We start from the raw sequence: 17075 nt of genomic DNA, 5'->3' as shown, positions 1-17075 counted from the left end.
GTCTGCATCCTCATGAAAACAACCAGGCCGGCCGGGTGGCGACCATCGATCCCGACCCATCCAGAAGAAGGCGTTCCCGGCGAACAAACATTCTCTATTCAAACTGACCAATCTCCGACAAGTATTTCGTCTTCGATCAGTCAAGGACGGTGCGTTCAACACTATAAATAGAAGATATGGCAAATACTGATGCGAATATGACCTTCTGACCGGTCACAGCGCAGGCCGGCCGGCAGGTATCCGCGTGCGAGAACAGGAACCCGATCCCCAATGACCCAGCACCATCCCCCTACCAGTGTGACCTCCGAAGACACGAACCGGTATATCATCCTCATCATCGTACTGACCGGAATACTGATGGCAGTTCTCGATGGGATCGTGGTGAGTATCGCACTCCCGACCATGACCGGTTTCTTTGGTGTTGATGTGGCACAGTCCCAGTGGACGATCACTGCCTATCTGATCACCATGACGAGCCTGCTGCTGGTCTTCGGGAAGGTATCCGATTATACCGGAAAGGTTCGTCTCTTCATCAGCGGCATGGCCATCTTCACCGCCGGCTCCCTGGCCTGCGGCCTCTCGACCAGCCTGATGATGTTGATTGCGTTTCGGATCCTGCAGGCCATCGGCGCTTCCATGGTCTTCTCTATCAGCGGGGCCATCATATTCATGGCCTTCCCGATCACCGAGCGGGGCAGGGCGATGGGATACCTCGGGGCGACGGTGGCCATCGGAGCCATTGCAGGTCCGATCGTCGGAGGGTTTCTGGTCGGGACGCTCGGCTGGGAGTATATCTTCTTCATCAATGTCCCGATTGGCATCGTGCTTCTTCTCGCAGCTGCCAGGTTCCTGCGGATCGATGAGCAGAAGACCTTGGACCTGAACCTCGACCTGCCGGGTTCCATCTCCCTGGTGGTGCTGATGGTTGCATTGATTCTGATGCTGGGGGAGCTCACCAACGGTGTCAGTCCCATGGTGCTGCTCTATACCCTGATCTTCATCCTCGCCACAGCAGCCTTCATCAGGTACGAGACGCAGGCAAAGAACCCGCTCGTCGATCTTGAGATCTTCCGTAATCCACTCTTCTCTCTCCCGACGCTCAGCATGATCCTCTACTTCATCGCGAACTTCATGCTCAGCGTGACCGGCCCCTTCTACTTTGAAGGGGTGATGGGACTGGAACCGTCCCAGGTCGGGATGGTCTACCTGGTGGTGCCGGCGATCATGTTCTTCCTCTCTCCGCTGACCGGGTGGCTCTATGATCGGCATCACTCCCCCCATTATGCAACAATCGGAATGATAATGATGGGAGGCGCCTTCTTTCTTTCAGGGTACGCCACCTTAATTCAGAACCTGATGCTGATACTCATCTCATTTGCAGGGGTCGGGATCGGGTCAGCCCTCTTTCAGAGCCCGAACAACACCGACCTGATGAGCGCCCTTCCACCCCAGAAGATGGGGATGGCATCGAGCGTCACCGCGACCGCCAGAAACCTTGGGATGGCACTCGGGGTCTCGGTCTCAACGATCCTGGTCTCTTCGATCTTACGGACCTTCGGATACCAGGGAGCGGTGCTGGGAACCCCCGGACCCCTGCTAGCGATCACCATCGCAATCATTATCGTGATCGCAGGATTCGTTTGCCTGGTCGCCGGGGTCTTCTCGTTCATGCGTGCCCGCTTCGCCCTCCAGGCAGGCCCCCCCAGAATCCACTAGAAGCGATCCGGCCCTTGCGCCCTCCGGGATGTTCTGGCAGGTATCGCAGATGAACCGGACTGGAACAGACCCCCCAGTCCTTCGTCAGGCTGTAAAAATACAAACAAATATTTTAGTTGAACTCCGAGATCCGATCATGACACCAGAATCCGGACCCGGATGGGATGGTGAAACGGCGTACCGGAGCGGTGGTGCAGGACTTCGGATCAGCAGTGCACAGGCAGATGTGACCAGGCGTGCAGAACCTGCGGCCACCGCCACCTCTGAAGGGTGGTGTAGACAGGGAATGGCCGCCTATACCAGAGGTGCCTATGATGAGGCGGTGGCCTGCTATCAGCGCGCCATCGATGGACGTGTCGTCCCAGTTCATGCCTGGTTTGAACTGGGTGCCACGCTCTACAATCTCGGCAGGTACCAGGAGGCCGTCGAGGCATACGACCAGTACCTGGCCCAGAATGGCGATGACGCCGATGGGTGGTACAACCGGGGCCTCTGCCTGGGCATGGCCGGACAGCATGAGGAGGCACTCCTCTGCTTCAACGAGGTACTCACCATCGAGCCCGCGGATACCGCCGCCCTCTACGCAGGAGCGGAATGCCTGGAAAGGACGGGCGAACTGGAGGAGGCCGTCCTCTGGTATGAAGAACTGCTCAGACTGGCGCCTGAAGAGAAGAGTGCCTGGCTACTGAAAGGGTACGACCTGATCCGGCTGAAACGGGAAGACCTGGCTGCCACGTGCTTCGATCATCTGCTCACCACCGATAGCACGAACCAGAAGGCCCTGCTGGCCAAAGCACACTGCATGGCAAAACTTGTATGCTCTGATCAGGCGCACCAGGCGTATGACCAGGCCCTGATGATTGACCCGGACTGTGAACAGGCCTGGCTTGAGAAAGGGGAACTCTGTATGAAAACAGGAGATCATCTGGAGGCAGTTCGCTGTCTCGAGATGGTCCTCAAAGAGCATCCGGAGAACGAACGGGCCCTTATGGAGCGCGGCCATCTCCCCCGGTTTCGGGGTGCGTATAAGGAAGCGATCGGGTGGTATCAGAAGGTGCTCGTCCATCATCCCGCGAGTACTGAAGCCAGGTATCTGATCGGACACTGCCATGCCGCCCTTGAAGAGTACCAGGAGGCTATCGACTGCTACGACCAGGTATTGATGGTCGAGGGCGCCGGCACACGGGGATATGTGGAGAAGGCCAGGTGCCTGATCAACATGGGGAGGCTTGCTGAAGCGCTCATCTGCTATGAACAGATGATCGAGACGGACCCGCAGGACGAGACCGCATTCTACCAGAAAGGAGTCTGCCTCGTCGCACTCAACCGGGAAGCCGACGCGCTCGAATGCTTCAACGAAGCCCTTGAGATCGAACCCCTCTTTGAGAAGGCGAAGACTGAACGTGACAAGATTCTCGGGAAGATCGGATGCTTTGAAGAGGAGAACTGTTGCTATGGCGACTATGATCGGGATGATGATCTCCCGGAGAATGATGAAGAATCGTATGGGGACTATGGATACAGCGATTATGAGGATTGAAGGATAATCCTGCTGTCGAGATACGTCATCAATTCAGACACCTGTTTCGGGGAGGGCGACATGTCCACCCGGGACCAGATTCACTTTTCTCCCCATCTTCATAATAGAGAATATCATGGGATCCAGTTCAGGGATTCCGAACACCCACAACTATGCGCGTTATAAAACAATCCATTCGCTTTTTTAAAAAAATTCAACATAAAACACGTATTTTTGTAAAAAATAAAAGCAAAAGAGATAATTATAAATAGTTTTAGCGTAATTGCGGAGGTAAAACTGATACGGCGATGATTATGATACAGAACAAAACGATCACACTTGGACTTCTTCTCTTTTTTCTCCTGATTGGGATGACTGTACACGCCTCTGCCCTCTCCCTCGGCGAGGCCCTGAATAATACCAACCTCAGCTGGTCGACAGGAAGCGACGAAGATATACCCTGGTTTGTCGACGGAGACGCAGTCCGCAGCGGCCAGATCATCGATGAAAAGGCGACCTGGCTTGAGACGAGCGTAGATGGACAGGGCGAGGTCTCCTTCTTCTGGAAGGTCGACTCCGAACTGGGGATCGATGTGCTGGAGTTCTATATCGACGACGAACTGCAGGACTCAATCTCCGGCCAGGAGGAATGGTCGCCCATAACATTCTCAGTGAAAGGCGCCGGCGAACACACACTCAAATGGGTGTACAGCAAGGATTCTTCAGGCAGTGTCGGAGTCGATGCCGGATGGGTGGACAAGGTCGCCTGGAATGATCAACCGGTCTCACCGATCGCGGACTTCGCATCAGATCACCTGTCAGGGGAAGCCCCCCTGACCGTCCAGTTCACCGATCTCTCGACCGGGATACCCACCTCGTGGTCCTGGACATTTGGGGACGGCGGAACCTCGACCGAACAGAGCCCGGGCCATACCTATATGACGCCCGGAGACTACTCGGTATCCCTGGTCGCGGGCAATACGGTGGGTACCAATCAGATCGTAAAGACCGGGTATATCCATGTGACGGCACTGACCAAGCCGGTAGCGGCCTTCTCCTACTCGCCGGATTCCGTCGTCACGGTTAATGACCCGATCTCCTTCTACTCCGACTCCACCGGCAGGGTCGATTCGTACCTATGGTCGTTCGGCGATGGCACCCCGGATGGGACTGATATGACGGCGATGCACCAGTATACTGCGGCCGGCACCTATACCGTCCAGTTGACCGTCTCGAACAGCCTCGGATCGTCAACCGCCGCGAAGACCGTCACCATCGTGGCACCCCCACCGGCCGGAATGCTCCAACCGGTCGCGAACTTTTCAATGGATGTCACGAGCGGGGCGGCTCCTCTGACGGTGCAGTTCACCGACCTATCATCAAACGGACCGACGAGCTGGAGCTGGACGTTCTATGACGACTACACCTCCAGCACCCTGCAGAGCCCGGTCCACACCTTCACGAGTGCCGGCACGTTCCAGGTGATGCTCACCGCCCTGAATGCAATCGGGAACAACACAACCTCCAAGTACATCACGGTCACCGCCCCGGCAACCCCGGCTCCGGTTGCCGGCTTCAGTGCGAACATCACGAATGGAACTGCACCGCTCTCGGTCGGGTTCACCGACCAGTCGACGGGCACCCCGACCTCGTGGTCGTGGTCGTTCGGTGACGGCGGAACCTCGACCCTCCAGAGCCCAAGCCACACCTATACAGCGGCCGGCACCTACACCGTAGCTCTGACGGCGACGAACGCCGACGGGAGCAACACCAGCACCCGGACCGGCTACATCACCGTCCAGGCCCCCGTGACAACCACGACCACGACGGTGGCGACCACGGTACCGTCGACGACGCCGGCCACCGGGTCCATCGGCTGGGCCCTGGACAGTCCCAACCTCAGCTGGACCACCTATGGTGATGAAGATAAAACCTGGTTTGTCGAGGGTGACGCGGTCCGCAGCGGCCAGATCACCGATGATCAGTCGACCTGGCTCGAAACGACCGTGAATGGACCCGGCGAGATCGCCTTCACCTGGAAGGTCAGCTCCGAGCTGGGGGTCGACCTTCTCTGTTTCTTCATCGACGATGAACTGCAGGACTCGATCTACGGCTCTGAGGACTGGTGGCGGGCGTCATTCCTGGTGAAAGGTGACGGCGCACATACGCTGAAATGGGCGTACATCAAGGACCCGTCCGGCAGTGACGGACTCGATGCCGGGTGGGTTGACCTGGTCACCTGGAACGATCATGCCGTCGCACCGACCGCCGACTTCGCATCAAACATCCAGTCAGGGGAAGCCCCCCTGGTCGTCCAGTTCACCGACCTGTCGACCGGGATGCCCGGTTCATGGTCCTGGACGTTTGGGGACGGCACCACCTCGATCGAGCAGAACCCGGCCCACACCTATTTGGGAGCCGGGGATTACCCGGTATCCCTGGTCGTGAGCAATGCTGCGGGCACCGATCAGGTCGAAAAGACCGGGTATATCCATGTGACGGCACTGGCCCTGCCGGTTGCGGCCTTCTCGTATACCCCGGAGACAACCATCTCGGTGAATGACCAGGTGACCTTCTCTTCCGATTCAACCGGTCGAATCGATTCGTACAGATGGTCGTTTGGGGACGGCACCCCGGATGGAACCGAGAATGCCGCGATACACCAGTATGCCGCACCCGGCACCTACACCGTCCAGTTGACGGTCTCGAACAGCCGCGGACCCGCCACCACCTCACAGACCGTCACCGTCGTGGCGACCAGCCCGGTCGCCGGCTTCAGTGCGAACGTGACGAGCGGCACCGCTCCCATCGCGGTCGGGTTCACCGACCAGTCGACCGGTTCACCGACGAGCTGGTCGTGGTCCTTCGGTGACGGCGGAACCTCGACCCTCCAGAGCCCATCCCACACCTATACAGCGGCTGGCACCTACACGGTGGTTCTGACAGCGACGAACACCGGCGGCAGCAACACCAGCACCCGGACGGGCTACATCACCGTCCGGGCACCCGTGACGACCACCACTACGACCACTACCACTGTTACCACCACACAGACCGTGGTTATACCAACCCAGCCCACCACCACACAGACAGTAATAGTACCCACGCAACCAACCACCGTACAGACGACTGTTCCGACGACCGTATCGACCACGGTCACGCCGGATCAGCCGGGCATCGTGGACTTCACCTGGGGAACGCCGGCACTGGCGGGGGTACCGGTGAACTTCACGGACACCTCGACCATACACCCGACCAGCTGGTTCTGGTACTTCGACGGCCAGTACTCCACTGATCGAAACCCGTCACATACCTTCAGCACCGCCGGAACCTATCAGGTCTTCTTCGGTGCAGCCAATGCAACAGGTGCGTGGAGTCCAGTGGTGATGCACCCCGTCGTCGTCGAGGAGAACCTGCCCACCGAGAGAGAGCAGGTCCCCGGCGGGACGGGCATGCCGACTGATATCAACCATGACGGGTTGTATGAAGATCTGAACGGGAACGGAGCCCTCGACTTCAACGACGTGGTCCTCTTCTTCGACCAGATGGACTGGATCGCAGCCAATGAACCGGTCGGCGCCTTCGACTTCAACCACGACGGACGGATAGACTTCGACGATGTGGTCATCCTCTTCAACATGACATGATTGAAGAGACATTCACTTTTTTTGCCGGCATCAATGCAGGAGAATCAGACGCTTTTTTTATCCACCAGGTCGGGAGAAGAGCGTCCATTCCGGATGAACGATGCCCCTGACCGATGAAGACCGGAGGGTTGTGAAAAAAGGGATGGACTTCAGGCCCTCGGGGTGAAGTCGATCCAGTTGATGTTGGCGTAGTCGGTCGGGAACGCAAGCTTCAGCCGGTGCTGTCCGGCCGGCAGGGCCACCGGTACCTGCACGGTCTGGAAGGCCAGCCAGTCGCCGGTGTTCGGCACGTTGACCGTCGCGACCGGAGTCGTCCCGTCATCCAGGTAGACCTGGACCGATGAGCCTGCATGGGAGGAGGCGACCCTGAACCCGGCGTCGTAGGTGCCGGCCGTGCCGATGTTCACGGTGTAGGCGAGCCACTCGCCGGTCCGGACCCAGCCGACGTTCGGACTCCGGTCGGTGTCGAGGGTCTCGATGTCGACGTCGTCATGCCGGTAGACCCCGCCTTCGTTGCCAGCGGTGGTGTCATGGTAGGCGACACCCTCGCCGCCGAGGTCGTAGTCCTCGGCCTGCAGCTGGCCGGGGATCAGGTGTGTGCCGTTGTAGACCGGACCGGTCGTGGTCGCGGTCGGTGAGACCGTTGTTGTGGTCGGGATTGTGGTTGGGATTGTGGTCGGGGTCGACACCGCCGGTACCGTCACCACCAGGGTCTTGTTGGTAGACCCGGCCGCGTTGGTCGCGGTCTGGTTGATGGTGTAGTTGCCTGACTGCCAGTAGGTGTAGGTGAAGTTCGGGTAAGCGGTGGTCGCCCCGTCGCCGAGATTATACCGGACCGAAGTCGCGTTCACGGCAGTGTTGGTGACCTGGATACCCATCGAACCCAGGCCGCCCGGGAAGGTGACCGTGAAGTTGGCCACAGGCAGGTTCGGATCAGTCGAGGTCTGCGTCGGCGTAACCGTCGTTGTAGTTGGTGCCGGCGTTGTCACAGTCACGGTCGGTGTGACGGTCGTGGTCGTGGGGGAACCGGCCGGCACCGTCACGGTGACGGTCTTCTCGGTGGTTCCGGCATCGTTCGTCGCAGTCAGTTTGATCGTGTAGGTGCCGGGCTGCCAGTAGGTGTACCGGAAGTTTTTGTAGGCGGTGGTCGTGCCGTCGCCGAGGTCATACTTCACGGTGGTGGCGTTCGTCGAGGCGTCGGTCACCTGAATGCCCATCGAACCGGCGCCGCCCAGGTAGGTGACCACGAAGTTTGCGATCGGCAGGTCATGACCGGGCGAGGTCGGCAGCGGGGTCACGGTCGTCGTGACCGGGATGGTCGTTGTCACGGTTGGGGTTGGGATCACGGTCGTTGTGGTTGGAGTTGTGCTTGTCACGGTTGGGGTGACGGTCTGGGTTGGAGTCCCCGGTGCGGTGACCGTGATGTACTGGGCGATCGTCTTCACCTGGGATCCGGTCGAACCGATGGCGACGAGGGAGACGGTGTACGTGCCGGCGGCTGTGTAGATGTGGACCGGATTCTGGTCGAACGAGGCTCCTCCGTCTCCGAACTGCCAGAAGTACTGCCTGATCGATCCGGTGGTCAGATCAGTGAACTGCACGGCGAGCGGGGACTGGCCGGCTGTCACGTTCGCGGTGAAGTTGGCCACCACCGGCTGCTGCGTGGCAGTCGGGGTCGGGGTCACGGTCGTCGTGGTCGGTACTGTTGTTGGTACTGTCGTTGCTATGGTCGTTGGGATTGTTGTTGCAATTGTTGTCGCTACGGTTGTGGGGGTCGCCGGTGCCCGGACGGTGATGTAGCCGGTCCGGGTGCTGGTGTTGCTGCCGCCGGCGTTCGTTGCCGTGAGATTGACGGTGTAGGTACCGGCCACCGCGTAGGTGTGGCTTGGGCTCTGGAGGGTCGAGGTTCCGCCGTCGCCGAAGGACCACGACCAGCTCGTTGGTGAGCCGGTCGACTGGTCGGTGAACCCGACCGCGATGGGAGCGGTGCCGTTCGTCACGTTCGCACTGAAGCCGGCAACCGGCGCCGGGGTCACCGGCGTGGTGACGGTGATGTAGTCGGTCCTCACCGAGGTGTTGCTCCCGCCGGCATTGGTGGCCGTCAGGTTCACGGTGTAGTTCCCGGCCACCGTATAGGTGTGGCTCGGGTTTTGGAGGGTCGAGGTGTTGCCGTCGCCGAAGGACCACGACCAGCTCGTTGGTGAGCCGGTCGACCGGTCGGTGAAACCGACCGAGAGTGGTGAGGTGCCGTTCGTCACGTTCGCCGTGAAGTCGGCAACCGGCAGCGGCTGAGAGGAGAGAACGGTAACAACAGAGGTGTTACTGATCCCGCCGGTCGAGGCGGTGATCGTCACAGATCCTGGTGCATGTGCAGTAAAGAGACCGATCTCGGAGATATTCCCAACAGTCTCGTTGCTGGAGGACCAGGTATAGTTCAGGCCCGGGACATTCAGGCCGTCGCTATCGGTGGCTTTGCCAGCGAACTGTTTTGTTTCGCTAACATTGACCGTCGCCGATGCAGGGATGACGCTGACTGCCGTGGCTGAATGCGAGGCCCCGAAGTAGAACTGTGTCCGATCCATCAGCGGAGCAGAATCAACCTGAGTCGAAACCCCGGTGTTGTATGGGGTGTCGCCGATGCCATCCTCATTTGCATCTGTGCCGGAATAGGTGCTCCAGTAATTTCCGAGAACGCCAGTATGGGATGTTCCCTGATAGGTATACGGAACCGTTGTGGACGTAACCCAGGAGATGGCCGGAATAGTCCCAAACGTCTTAATAGGTGTTACCCCATCAGGAACGATGAAATCGTTGAGGGTGATCGCCGTATCCGCCAGCATGAGATTCTGGACGTAAATACATGAATAGGTGTTGTCTTTAAAGATATTATTTTCAATAATCACAGGATTAGCAGCTGTATAAATCTCGAGGACTGCCTTTGATGTACCAGACGGACCATTGTTCATGAAGGTGTTGTTTTTCATGCTATTGTTAGGGCCACTCCCAACCCGGATCACACAGGCTACTGCATTATTTCTGAACATATTATTTTGAAAGGTGTTATTTTGACCAAGGACACTAAGCCCATAGGGTGCGGGACTGGTGGATTTCATACCCTCGAAGATACAATTTCGGATGATAATATTCTGGGCGACGGGGGCTGTAGAGGGTAAGGATATTCTTCCATTCGTAAACTTCACTTGCTCGAAAATCGACCCGGATCCCTGAACCTGGTACCCAGTTCCTCCGAGATTTATGGTCACGAGATCTGCTCCCTCACCTGTAATTCTGATGTTATTTTTTGATAGGGCACTGAAGGAGTAAGTGCCGTTGTAGACATAGATGGAATCGCCGTCGACAGCCGCTGACATCGCAGCCGGCAGCGTCGTGAAGTCACACCCGCTGGCACCAACCGTCCAGGTTGTTGCCCCGGAGACCGCGATGTAATTCGATTTGATCGTGCTGTTGGTCCCGTCTGAATTGGAGACCGTCAGGTTCACCGAGTAGGTCCCGCGTGCCGGGTAGGTGAAGATCGGGTTCTGTGTGGTGGCGTCGACCGTCCCGTCGTTGGTGAAGTCCCAGGCCCACGCTGTTGGCGAACCGGTCGATGCGTCGATGAACTGAACCGTGAGCGGTAAAGAGCCGGAGGTCACGTTCGCCGTGAAGTCGGCAACCGGCAGCGGCTGAGAGGAGAGAACGGTAACAATAGAGGTGTTACTGATCCCGCCATTCGAGGCAGTGATGTTCGCCGATCCTGGTGCACGTGCAGTAAAGAGGCCAGTCTGAGAGATCGTGCCGACGGTCTCGTTGCTGGAGGACCAGGTATAGTTCAGGCCCGGGACATTCAGGCCGTCGCTATCGATAGCTTTCCCGGCGAACTGTTTTGTTTCGCTGACATTGACCGTCGCCGATGCAGGGATGACGCTGACAGACGCCGTGGGAGAATGCGAAGACCCCAGGTAGAACTGTGTTCGGTCCATCAGCGGAGCAGAATCGATCTGGTTTGTTGTCAGTCGATACGAGGTGTCTCCTATACCATCCCCATCGGCGTCCACGCCGGAATAGGAGGTATAGAAATTACCGAGGGCCTTGGTATAAGATACATTTTGATAGGTGTAGGTTATTGCCGTCGGCGAGCTCCAGGGGAACGACGGAGCGTCGTTAACACCCTGAACTGCAACAGGGCTTGTTCCGCTGGGTACATCAAAATTGTTGAGATATACTCTGGGGGTCAGCATACTCGACAGGATGAGGACACAGGGCATGGAGTTGCCACTGAATGAATTGTTCCTGACGATGGCTCCTGAACCGGCAGCGAGACGGACGACACCTCTTATGGTTGCAACCGACGTGGTGTTCGTGAAAATATTATTTTCGACGATATTATTCGTCCCGGTCAGATAGATCACGTTGTACACAGCATTATTTTTGAATACATTTCCGGAAATGGTGTTATTTGTTCCAAATAACTTGATCGCACCACTGCTGGAACCCGGATTTTTCATATCTTCAAAAATACAGTTCCGTATGATCATGTTCGTTGCTCCACCACCAACCGAAGGAAAACTCAATAGCCCCTTCGTGAAACGGAGATTTTCAAATATTGTTCCGTTTCCGGTGATTGGTCCCGTCAATCCACTGAGATCAATGGTTACGGAATTGGCATCTTCCCCCCTGAGGGTGATGGATTTTGTAATACCTGTGCTGGTGAGTAGATAGGTACCATTGTAGACGTAGACGGTATCGCCGTCGACCACCGACGCACTATTAAGCGCATCCGTCAGTGTCGTGAAGTCACACCCGCTGGCACCAACGGTGAAGAACGTTTTGGGAGGTGTCGTGGGTGTCACCGTCGGGGTCGTTGTGGCTGTCGTTGTTGGAGTCACCAGTTCGGCAACCGTGATGAAGTCGGTCTTGACTTCGCTGTCGGAACCGCCGGCATTTGTGACCGTGAGATTCACCGTGTAGTTCCCGGCCGACGTGTAATTGTGAGCCGGCGACTGTTCGATCGAGGTGTTACCATCGCCGAAGGACCACGACCACGAGGTCGGGGAGCCCGTCGACTGGTCGGTGAAACCGACCGCGAGCGGAGCGGTGCCATTCGTCGTGTTCGCCGTGAAGCCGGCGACAGGGGCCGGCGACGGGGCCGTGACCGAGTAGCCGCTCGGGGCCTTGTCGGGCATCAGCGAGTTCGACCAGGCAACCATGTCGTCGCCGTTGTTCGAGGTCTGGCAGTAGCCGTAGACGTTGAAGCTCGCGAGCGAGGTAAGGTTCTCGAACGAGTAGGTGATTCGGACAGCTCCCTGGTTTTGGAGGGTCGTGTTCGGCCTGAGCACGCCGGCGTTCAGGTCGATGAACATCAACTGGAAGGTGTTCCCGGCGTCGGCTGTGTCCTGTCCCGCATAGATCGGATAGGAGAGCCCGTTGCCGGTTGGTCTCCAGGTCTGCGGACCGTAGACGAGGTCGGCTTTCGTGAAGGTCTCGTCGAGGGTGGTGCCGTTGTAGGTGTAGGAGGTCGGAGCCGTGTTTCTGACGGTGTTCGGAGTCCAGGTGTAACCGTCGGCCGAGACATGGAGTTTGAAGTCGTCGGGGACCGTGCCATTCACGCCGACGAGCAGGAGGATTTCGTCCTCGTAGCCCTTCCCGCCGGAATCAGTGGCATAGAACGTCCCGGACTGTGCCGCAGTCTGCGTCACCTGGCCGAAGTTCACGGCCGGGTCGGTGGTGATGTGCAGGGCGTTGAGCCCGCGGTCGTAGCCTTCGAACCGGATGTTGTAGGAGTCGTTGCCGAAGGCGTCGTACTGCACGCCTGCGTCATTCGCCACCCTGACGAAGATGTTGTTGTAGTCGGGGAGGACACCGCCGGCCACAGGGGTGATCGTCGGCGTCGGGGTCACCAGGCTGGTGACCCTGATATAGTTCGTCTTCACCGAGGTATTGGAACCGCCGGCGTTGGTGGCTGTCAGGTTCACGGTGTAGTTCCCTGCCACAGTATAATTGTGGACTGGCGACTGCACCGCCGAGGTGTTACCGTCACCGAAGTCCCACGACCAGCTCGTCGGGGAGCCGGTCGACGCATCGGTGAACTGCACGGCCAGCGGGGCGGCGCCATTCGTCACGTTCGCAGTGAAGCCGGCGACGAGGGCCGGAGGCAGGGCAGTCACCATGAATCCCGACGCCCCGGTATCACTCAGGCGGTTGGTCCAGCGGATGCCCTGGCCCTGGTTGGAAGAGACCGCGTAGGCATACGCATCGAACGCCGCGGAGGTCGTCAGGTTCTCGAAGGTGTAGTCGACCCGGATCGCACCGTTGTTCGCCAGGGTCTGCCCTGAGAAACTCGCCTGGCCGCGGGTACCTCCACCGAGGATTCCCGCATTCAGATCGATGAACATGAGCGAGAAGGTATCGGTCGTGTTCGTCATGTCCTGAGCGTTGTAGATGGGGTACATGGTCGCCGTTCCCGGGGAGGGCCGCCAGATCTGCGGGCCGTAGATGAAGTCGGCCTTTGTGAAGGTCTCGTTCAGCGCATCGGGAGAGAGCGTCACGCCCCCGAATGTCGGGTAGCTGCCGGTCAGAACCGGCGTCCAGGTGTACCCGCTCGCATGGATATTGACCTTGAAGTCATCGGGGATCGCCCCGTTAACCGCGAGCATCAGGACACCGTCGTCGTCCCAGCCGCGGCCGCCCGTGTCGGTGATGTAGAAAGTTCCCGACTGGCTGCCGCTGGTCGTGACCTGGCCGGATTCCGTTGTTACCGGGTCCGTGGTGATATGGAGGGCGTTGAAGCCCTGGGTCGCGGACTGGCCCGTGTTGAAGAAGTTGTAGGTGTCGTTGCCGTAGTCGTCGAACCGGGCACCGGCGCTGTTCGCCACCAGGAGGTTCACGTTGCTGCTCGCCGGGATCACACCGGTCACAGGGGCGACGGTCGGGACCACCGGTGCCGATACGGTGATGAAGCCGGCCTTCACCTCGCTATCGGAGCCGGTCGCGTTCGTCACCGTGAGGTTCACGGTGTAACTGCCGGCCGTTGTGTAATTGAAGATCGGGTTCTGTTCGATCGAGTCGACGAGCCCGTCGTTGGTGAAGTCCCACGACCAGTTCGTCAGGTTCGCGCCGACCGAGGTGTCGTTAAACTGGACCGTAAGCGGGGTGGTGCCATTCGTGATGTTCGCGATGAAGTCAGCCGTCGGGGCCTCCGATGCGGTGACGGTGATGTAGTTCGTCTTCACCGAGGAGTTGGACCCGGTCGCGTTCGTCACTGTCAGGTTCACGGTGTAGGTGCCGGCCGTTGTATAATTGTTGATTGGGTTCTGCTCGGTCGAGGTGTTGCCGTCACCGAACGCCCAGGACCAGGCCGTCAGGTTCTCACCCAGCGAGGTGTCGTTGAACTGCACCGCCAGCGGAGCGGTGCCGGTCGTCACGTTCGCCGTGAAGTTCGCAACCGGCTGGGGCTGCGTCGAGACCAGGATGTAGTCGGCCTTCACGGAGGAGTTGGAGCCGGACGTGTTCGTCACCGTCAGGTTCACGGTGTAGTTCCCGGTCAGGGCGTACGTGTGGACCGGGTTCTGTTCGGTCGAGAGGTTCCCGTCGCCGAAGTTCCACGACCAGGCCGTCAGGTTCTCGCCCAATGAGGTGTCGGTGAACTGCACTGTCAGCGGGGCGATACCGGTCGTCACGTTCGCCGTGAAGTTTGCGGCCGGCAGGGCCGGTTGATCGAGGACCGTGATGTAGTCGGTCTTGAGGATATGGGTGCTTCCAGCCGAGCTCGAGGCGGTCAGGTTGACCGAGTAGAGGCCGGTCGCCGTGTAGGTGTGGGCCGGGTTCTGCTCGGTCGAGGTGGTGTTGTCGCCGAAGTCCCACGACCAGTTTGTCGGAGAGCCGGCAGAGGTGTCGTTGAACTGCACGGCGAGAGGCGCATAACCGCTGGTCGGGGTGGCGGTGAAGCCGGCCACGGCCTTATCGGTCAGGATTGTGAGGATACTTGACAACTGTAAGCCCCCCGGATTGGTCGTCAGATATGCGGATGTCGTCGTCGGGTAACCGTTACTTTGAGAATCCCCACATACGATCACATTCCCCTCATGATCGAGTGCGATGCCATACAACTCATCCGTATATTCTCCACCGATCAGGGTGGAGTACAGTGCGGTGTTCCCCGCAGTTGAGAACTTGACAACAAAACCATCACATGCTCCTCCTCCATAAGAAGACTGAGATCCGTTGATGAGCGGGAAATTCATGGCATCGGTGCGCCCGTCAATATATGCCTCACCAGCATCGTTAACGACAATGCCGAACCCAGTGGTCTGGCTACTGCCAGTTCCTCCCCAGTAGGTCGAGTAATCGAGAGCGGAGCCGGAGGGAGCGAGCTTGGTGATATAAACAGACTGCGACCCATTTATGGTCCCCTGTGCCGGGTTCTGCATCGGGAAATTGGTGGACAGGGTATAGCCGGTGAGGTAGACCGCCCCAGATGCATCGGTGGCGAGATCACCGACGTAGTCATCTCCCGATCCACCGAGGTACGTGGCATAGACCTTCGAACCAGACGGACTGTACTTGACAACGAATATATCATTCGAGCCTCCATTGGCCGATTGGTACGCGTTCAAGACCGGGAAGTCGGTGGATACGGTTCTGCCGGCCACATAGATATTGCCTGCCGGGTCGAAACCGAGCCCCATAACCGGTAAAAAATTAGACCCACTTGTCGCGGGCGTCCCCTCCGTTCCTGAGCCTCCAAGGTAGGTCAGGTATGTCAGCGACCCATCAGATGGGATCTTTGCGAGATAGGCATCGGTTCCTCCACCAGAGGTCGGCTGGGCGGCATCGGCGGTGACCGGGAGTTGAGCCCCTGTCGCACTTTTGGAAGACCCCGATACATAGGCGTTCCCTGACGAATCGACGACGATTGCAGAGATTCCGGTTGAAGAAGAGGAGGAGTAAGCACCGTTATTTCCAAGGTATGATGAATAGACGAGTTGTGAGCCCGACGGATTTGAAGGGTTCAACTTTGTCACAAACGCACTATACGAATCATTTCTTGCGGTCTGGAAGGGTGATTGAAGTGGGAAATTGTCGGATCTCGTCCCTCCGGCGAGATAGATGTTGCCCGCGTTGTCGACGCCCAACCCCTGGGGGCAATCGAGTCCGGAACCGCCGAGGTACGAGAGGTAGAGAACCTGGTTGCCCTCAGGGTTCAGCTCGGCAACGAAGGCATCCTGCGTACCGCTCATGGACCCCTGATAAGCGTTCTGGACCGGGAGAGAACCGAAATTAGTTACCCCTGCGAGATAGATATTGCCAGTCTGACCGACACAAACCTGGTTGAAGGCAGTTTTTGTATAATTTGGGTGTCCCCAGTAAAATGACGAGTAGAGCAGCGTCGGGTCGATGATGAGCGGCCGGGACTGGTCGTAGGCTCCGACCGTGAACCCGACGGTCCCGTCGTCCTTCAGACGGTACGAAGACGTGACCGGCACTTTCACGCCGTCGATCGCCTGGTAGGCGACTGGCGCCTCATCGGTCAATACTCCAAGGGAGGTAGTGATCGCAAGCGAGCCGTTTTCAGCGAGCGCCAGCCCGTCGATGCCGTCGTAGGCGATGGCGATCTGGTTGGGACTGGCGCCGGGTGCGACGACGAACTCACGCTTCAGTACCCCCTGAGTACCGTTGTACCGGAGGTCGACGCCGGGGTAGAGCTGCTGGTACTCGATCGATCCAAAGATCGGCACGTCACTCCGCCATTTCGTCGAATCATTCCCGAGGAAGAAGCTCGCGCTCCCGGGCAGGCGGTCGAGGCCGGCGATCGCCGGCGAGGCCGATGAGCCCGGGAAGGTCATCGTGACTTCAGCGCTTCTGGTCGTCTCGTTCACGTCCTGGCTGGCCGTGAGCACGATCCGGTCGGGCTCGAAGGCGATCGAGTGGCCGGCCGCATTGACCTGGTACTTCACCGCGTCGGGGGCCTGCCCCTGGTTCTCGATGAAGCTGAGCGGGAGCGAGAGCGACTCAGGGTTGATCGCGGCACCGGTGCCGGTGTCGTTGGGCAGTACAAGTCCGGCCATGGCCGGGGTCGCCAGAGCGGCGATCAGGATAATCAGGAGGAGAAGGAACTCTCCTGCTTTACGGTAACTCATCATGAATCAAATCACCTGTTGTGGGGAGCAGGCTGTCAGCCGTCCTCAACGATACCA

4 protein-coding genes are annotated in these 17075 nt (G+C 58.6%); 3 read left to right on the top strand and 1 reads right to left on the bottom strand.

Annotated elements, in window-relative coordinates:
* Positions 1-297: 297 nt before the first annotated feature.
* The 3 genes from ACFKSJ_RS00810 to ACFKSJ_RS00800 all read left to right on the top strand — a co-directional run bounded on the left by ACFKSJ_RS00810 (position 298) and on the right by ACFKSJ_RS00800 (position 6882).
* Positions 298-1716 (top strand): MFS transporter, encoded by a 1419-nt coding sequence (locus tag ACFKSJ_RS00810; RefSeq protein ID WP_440950383.1) that lies wholly within the window; start codon positions 298-300, stop codon positions 1714-1716.
* Positions 1717-1852: 136 nt separating this feature from the next.
* The gene (locus tag ACFKSJ_RS00805) at positions 1853-3256 is read left to right on the top strand and encodes a tetratricopeptide repeat protein (protein WP_440950382.1); all 1404 of its coding nucleotides are present in this window, start codon (positions 1853-1855) and stop codon (positions 3254-3256) included.
* A gap of 350 nt (positions 3257-3606) precedes the next feature.
* Positions 3607-6882, top strand: coding sequence for a PKD domain-containing protein (locus ACFKSJ_RS00800; protein WP_440950381.1), 3276 nt, complete (start codon positions 3607-3609; stop codon positions 6880-6882).
* A 149-nt stretch (positions 6883-7031) separates the two neighbouring features.
* On the opposite strand, the gene ACFKSJ_RS00795 is transcribed toward ACFKSJ_RS00800, so the two are convergent.
* Positions 7032-17018, bottom strand: a complete 9987-nt coding sequence (locus tag ACFKSJ_RS00795; protein WP_440950380.1) for a PKD domain-containing protein — start codon at positions 17016-17018, stop codon at positions 7032-7034.
* Between the last annotated feature and the right edge of the window lie 57 nt (positions 17019-17075).

It is taken from the genome of Methanosphaerula subterraneus (assembly GCF_052055875.1).
GTDB lineage: Archaea > Halobacteriota > Methanomicrobia > Methanomicrobiales > Methanospirillaceae > Methanosphaerula > Methanosphaerula subterraneus.
The sequence above is the reverse complement of the archived record's forward strand: the minus strand, read 5'-3'. Positions and strand labels throughout refer to the sequence as shown.

What these genes read in the sequence shown, in the direction of transcription:
- ACFKSJ_RS00795 (WP_440950380.1), bottom strand. Translation starts at nt 17,018, where the DNA reads ATGAGTTACCGTAAAGCAGGAGAGTTCCTTCTCCTCCTGATTATCCTG.
- ACFKSJ_RS00805 (WP_440950382.1), top strand. Translation starts at nt 1,853, where the DNA reads ATGACACCAGAATCCGGACCCGGATGGGATGGTGAAACGGCGTACCGG.
- ACFKSJ_RS00800 (WP_440950381.1), top strand. Translation starts at nt 3,607, where the DNA reads ATGACTGTACACGCCTCTGCCCTCTCCCTCGGCGAGGCCCTGAATAAT.